Below are 4,862 nucleotides of genomic sequence, written 5' to 3'. Positions count from 1 at the left end.
GGAAAGGCAATTAAACAGTTACTCATATCCACCGGCTTCAAGTCGATCTTAAATAGGTCAAAAATAAAGTTTCAACCCCACGATAGACACTCAAAAACCACCTTCATAAAATCGGAGCTTCAACAGTGTAATGCATCTCGAGACCTTCATAAAGATTTCCCGGATACAAACCAACGGAAGACGCCTCTTGAACAAGTACTAAAGGATCTAGTTCCACCTGCTGCCAATTACTTGTTGCACATGGTGCAGGGAAAGAAGCGCAAATTTCAACACGATGTTCTAATAGAATCGTCTCAATTTGTCCCGAAGACTTTCGGTTACTGCAAACAAATTCCTATATTCACTGTTTGTAGCTTAAAAGGACTCTTACCATGATACCGCGATCGACCTGTCATAGCAATGAGAAGATAATCTTGCGCAGATAGGTTTCTTGGTAAGAGTCCTTTTAAGCTACAAACAGTGAATATAGGAATTTGTTTGCAGTAACCGAAAGATTGCGCGATTGTAGCTGATACTCTTATTCCAGTGTATGATCCTGGGCCATGTCCTAAAACTATTCGATTTATTGGAATGTCTTTAACGAGTTGATGCAATCTGTTTGGGAGTTCATCGCATGAAGATAGATCACAGAAAACCCCTCCTCTTGTAATGTCTTCGCCATTACAAACAGCACAAACAAGATGTCGAGAAGAGAAGTCAAGAACCAATATAGACAAAATCCCCCCTTAAGGATGAAGATCACTTGTAGTTCATAGCTTATTAAGAGAGAAGCCAATTGCCACTGAATGCTGTTTTTTTTGACATTGAAACGACCGGACTTGATTTGCACAAAGATCGGATCGTAGAAATCGCTGCTTTTTGTCCGACAAAAGGAGAGAAGTTTACATCCTTGGTTCATCCTGGGCAACCTATACCTGCTGACTCTTCTGCAATTCATGGAATTTATGATCACATGGTGATTAACTCTCCTACTTTTGATCAGATCGGACCAGAGTTTTTAAAATTTTGCAGTTTAGCTGAAACCCCCGTGTTGATTGCTCATAATGGTAAGCAATTTGATATTCCTTTTATTGAGAATGAACTGAATCGTTTTGACCTTCACTTGCCCAAAGACTGGCCTACAGTTGACACTTTACAATGGGCGAGAAAATACAGGCCTGACTTGCCTCGTCATTCTTTACAATTTTTGAGAGAGACATTTGGCATTCCTAACAATCAAGCGCACATGGCTTTGGATGATGTTTTAACTTTATTCGAAGTTTTCTCTGACTTAGTTGGAGATTTGCCTCTTGAATTAATCTTAAAAAAATTAGAGGAGCCAGACAATGGCCGATGGTCAAACGGAATTATGCCGTTTGGCAAGTATCAAGGTAAACATCTCCAAGAGATTCCTTCATCTTATTTGAAATGGTTAAGTGAAAGTGGCGCTCTTGAAAAACCGCAAAACCAATGCTTAAAAGAAGAACTAAAAGCTCTGAAGCTAATATAAATCATCCGTGTGACTATCTTCTTTTAGATTTTGGTCATTTTTTGTTTAGAGAGCTTGGTTACTCACTGGAAACGAAAAAAGCCTACCTAAGTGACACAAGGCAATTTCTAATTTTTTCTGGTTTGACGTCTCCTTTGGACGTGACTCAAGAGCATGTTGGTATGTTTCTTCAAGAACTTAAAAAAAGGCTACGCCCTTCTTCAATTAAGAGAAAACTCGAATCCCTTCGAGCTTTCTGGAGGTTCTTGAAAGCTGACGGGGTTTGGCCTTCCAATAAGAGGTCACCACCAGAATTAATTTCCGCTCCAATTTTTAGATATAGACTTCCACGATCGATCACATTAGAAGAGGCTTTTGCCCTTTTAGAAGCCTGCCAAGGAATGTCGTTTCTAGCTCTGAGAGATAGAATCCTAATACATCTTTTGTACGGACACGGGCTGCGCGTCTCTGAAGCATGCCAATTAAATCTCGATGCTGTTCAAAGTGGATTATTACATGTATGCGGCAAGGGAAAAAAGGAACGATTGGTTCCTGTTCAAGAATCTTTGGTAAAGGATATGTCTCTTTACTTGGAAAAAAGAAGGGAACTCAGTCCATCAACGGATTCATTACTATTAAACAGCCGCAAAAGAAGAATGACAAGAGAACAAGCATGGAAGCGCATTCGCTTTCTGTCATCTCTAGTTTGCTCAAAAGCAATCTCTCCACACAACCTTAGACATAGCTTTGCAACACATCTTCTTGCTCACGGCGCAAATATTCGTGTGATTCAGGAGTTGCTTGGTCATTCAGATATTTCAACTACGGAACGTTACACACATACTGTTCTTGAGCAAATCCAAAATTTATTTGACTCGTTGCATCCTGATCCTAATGGGTTAGATTCTTAAATCTAATCCACAAACAAATGTCATCTCTTCGCCTGTTTAATATGAAAAAATACAAAACAACTTTCAATAAAAACCAAATCAGGCAATTCTTAAAGTGGCTCTATTTTTTAATTTGAAATCCCTAAACAATTTTATCATCCATAATTAATAACATCAGCAACACAAATTAGTTTTTTTATTAAATTATAGACGTGTATTTGTCCATACATCACTAAATCTTACTTCGTGCTCTTAACTACAGGTGAAAATGTTATATGAACACTCTTTTTCGGCTTATCAACTGTAGAAACACGATAAGGTACGGGTTTGGGAGGCATCAAAACGGTGTTATTCCATCAAGCATACGAAGCATACTTTCGCTAAATAGAAAGCAGTCCCAGCTATCAGGGCCAAGCGTAACTTCATTAGGCGCGAAGTCATTTTCTCCTTTTTCATCTCTTCCTTTTTCAGTTCAATCAATTTTAAAATATGTTTGCATATTACTTTTGAGTCTGCTTTTACTTTTTTATTTATTCATGTTCCTGAAAAGGATTCCACCAATTTTGATAAAATATTTTCAAAAATTTGAAGAAGAGCCCAAACGTCTCATCGAGATAGAGAGACGCCAAGAGCAACTGGAGAAAAAGCTTGAAGAGATGTCACAAAATTTAGAAGGTCGTATTAGTGATGGAATAGATCAATTGCGACAAGAGGCAAAAAATAATATTGAAACTATGCTCGAGAAGCTAACACTTTCTTTAAACATGAAAATGGATACAAAACTTGACAGAATAGACGCAGAACTAAAGGACAGCGCAACTAGAAGCTTATCTGCGATGATGGTTGACACGCAATCTACCATCGAATCGAAATTTGTAGTCTTAATGGAAGAAATGAAATCTATGATCGACGAGAAAACAGTATTAATCTTGGAGACAATTCGTGCTTCGCTCCAAGAAGATTAATTTCATGAAATAAATAGAATTTTCCATTAGAAATTTTGAGAAACTGAATATCAACCAGGCTGCTCGATCATGACATGAAATGGTTACAGCTCACTTCGATACACGCTTATATGCATTAATTTGGTGATTTAGAGAACATAGCTTTCAACAAATCGTGGGATGATGGCTCTTTACCATTGAAGATACTCTTGAAATCATCAATGGTTATTTTTGATTTTGCCTGTCTTCTTATTTCTTCTTCGCTTAAATCCTTTTTTAAAACTCCACCACTTTTGTCCAAATAGTGAAGTAATGAAAGGAACAATAACAACAATAGAAATACAATTATAAAAAAAATAAATAAACGCTTTATAAGAGACAAAAAAAAGCAGAAAACACTGATTACAACATATGTAATTTTTTCGAAAAAATTTGCTGATGCGAACCATGAAAAAGATTCAAGTCTTTGAGAGGGAATAGATCTAATTAATGCAATTACATTAGGCGCATTGAATAAACGGCTACCAAAACAATAGCAAACACGCGGCAAATAAAAATTATTCTTATATAGAGATTCCATTCAACAAATTCATTATATCAAAATAAGTTTGTGTTTTTTCAATCTAAAACTTCGTTTTGCGCTCCCAATATACAAATATTTTGCAATACAAAACTGTCAAAATATCATTATGCGTTAACAGTTTATACTTCTCCATCTGTTTCCAGAGTGATGCTTACTGGCCATATAAAAAACTGTTCAATGGAAATATAGTACACATCATGCAATTGAAATTGCAGTTTTATTTGCCTTTAAGAAAGTAGACTGATCTGTGATATACAAATAATTGAATTAAATAATAAATCTATCTTAGAGCTATACGATGATTTTTTTATTAAAAAAATAAATTTTTGGGTCTCTAAAATAGAAAATATGATTCGATATGCTTTAAAAAGGTGTTTTTGATTAAAATTGCTTTTTTTCTACTTGTGTTTTAGTTTGACATTGTCGTTAGGTTATGCTTTTTCACGACTATTAAAAATAACTTCTTATTATGTTCTTAATTTAATTAATTGCATTTGAGCTGCTTACAACGACAAGAAGATAAAAGCTAATCTCAAGATTAATAAATCTAATTAAGACACGAAATGAAGAAAGCATAATGCAATCTTTGAAAACTTAACTCATGACAATTTTTTTTGTATAAATATAACGTTTTGAAAATACTTTGAGTTGGAAAGATGGCCGACTTAAAGATAATTCAAACTTTTAAACATAGTGCATCTTCCAACACTATAAATGCTTAGTCAAATTGCAAGTTTAGTTCTTGAGCAATTTTCATTGGCTGAACTAGTTAACAATTAAACAGTTATAGAGATAATCACTCAATCAACTAGCAGTTATGAACTGTGTACAACTGAGTGAAATTCAATTATTAGGTGGAAAGCCATACAAGGGCACATTTTTTCCAAAAGGTTCTTTTTAGAATCTAGACGAGGCATATATTTATGTTCATAAGATAAACCACAACAACCACAATAACCAATATCATCCAACCAAAC

At 35.3% G+C, this 4,862-nt stretch carries 4 protein-coding genes; 3 read left to right on the top strand and 1 reads right to left on the bottom strand.

All coding sequences use genetic code 11. The features are described from left to right. Nucleotides 1-317 precede the first annotated feature (317 nt). Complete coding sequence (locus GCCT14_RS03550; RefSeq protein WP_157952570.1) at nucleotides 318-716, bottom strand: hypothetical protein; 399 nt, start codon at nucleotides 714-716, stop codon at nucleotides 318-320. A gap of 59 nt (nucleotides 717-775) precedes the next feature. Between GCCT14_RS03550 and GCCT14_RS03545 the strand changes: the two genes are divergently transcribed. The 3 genes from GCCT14_RS03545 to GCCT14_RS03535 all read left to right on the top strand — a co-directional run bounded on the left by GCCT14_RS03545 (nucleotide 776) and on the right by GCCT14_RS03535 (nucleotide 3,323). Then, entirely contained in the window at nucleotides 776-1,489 is a 714-nt protein-coding gene (locus tag GCCT14_RS03545) for a putative quorum-sensing-regulated virulence factor (protein ID WP_108624270.1), read from the top strand. Next, nucleotides 1,450-2,379, top strand: a complete 930-nt coding sequence (locus GCCT14_RS03540) for a tyrosine-type recombinase/integrase (protein ID WP_108624269.1) — start codon at nucleotides 1,450-1,452, stop codon at nucleotides 2,377-2,379. Before GCCT14_RS03545 ends, GCCT14_RS03540 begins: the two co-directional genes overlap by 40 nt. Nucleotides 2,380-2,633: 254 nt before the next feature. Further along, on the top strand, nucleotides 2,634-3,323 hold the full coding sequence (locus tag GCCT14_RS03535; protein ID WP_108624268.1) for a hypothetical protein: 690 nt from the start codon (nucleotides 2,634-2,636) through the stop codon (nucleotides 3,321-3,323). Nucleotides 3,324-4,862 lie beyond the last annotated feature (1,539 nt).

This window comes from Candidatus Similichlamydia epinepheli (assembly GCF_003056015.1).
The sequence above is the reverse complement of the archived record's forward strand: the minus strand, read 5'-3'. Positions and strand labels throughout refer to the sequence as shown.

What these genes read in the sequence shown, in the direction of transcription:
- GCCT14_RS03540 (WP_108624269.1), top strand. Translation starts at nt 1,450, where the DNA reads ATGCTTAAAAGAAGAACTAAAAGCTCTGAAGCTAATATAAATCATCCG.
- GCCT14_RS03535 (WP_108624268.1), top strand. Translation starts at nt 2,634, where the DNA reads ATGAACACTCTTTTTCGGCTTATCAACTGTAGAAACACGATAAGGTAC.